1 protein-coding gene is annotated in these 580 nt (G+C 33.1%); it reads left to right on the forward strand.

All coding sequences use genetic code 11. The features are described 5' to 3' along the window. Positions 1 to 347 precede the first annotated feature (347 nt). Positions 348 to 580, forward strand: a 233-nt coding sequence (locus AB4493_RS22230) for a hypothetical protein (protein WP_372155832.1), incomplete at its 3' end; no start/stop codon positions are given.

The raw sequence follows: 580 nt of genomic DNA on the forward strand, positions 1-580 counted from the left end.
TAGGAAACAAAGCCCATTGGAACATTACTTTTTATTGTCCCATTGAACTCAACATATTTATGAGCGGTGAAAAAATTTCAGGGCACCTTAAGGATTTGTCGTCGTGTTTGCTTGAGCAAGTTAAGAAGGACTTTTGCAACAGTGACTGTTGATAAACTTACCTTGCGCGTAAGAAGTGCCTTATTGGTGCGTGCGAAATGTCTTATTTTCGGGTGGCTATGAGATGGTTGGTGATATTTTTAGTATATAATACAAAAGCTTATAATAAATCCATCATATGCTTATATTTGACGGCATGTTTCCTGTAGGCGATTATATGGAAAATTTCTGTCATTGGTTATCTGTTAATGTCATACAAAAAACTGTTAGTCGTATTAGCTTTTTTATGTTTACCCCTGCCATCCTTAAGTAAGGATCTTATACCTAATAATGAGATAAAGCCTTTAGAAAATGGTGAGTTACTTAAAGTTGGGGTGATGAATGGATTCAATGAAATAGAATTGGATTCCTTAGAGGAAATTTTCAATAAAATTGGATTAGATGTAGAATATGTAATTTTTGATGAAATTAATAGTTTAAA

The sequence above is a fragment of the Vibrio sp. 10N.222.55.A1 genome (genome assembly GCF_041473835.1).
Classification (GTDB): domain Bacteria; phylum Pseudomonadota; class Gammaproteobacteria; order Enterobacterales; family Vibrionaceae; genus Vibrio; species Vibrio crassostreae_C.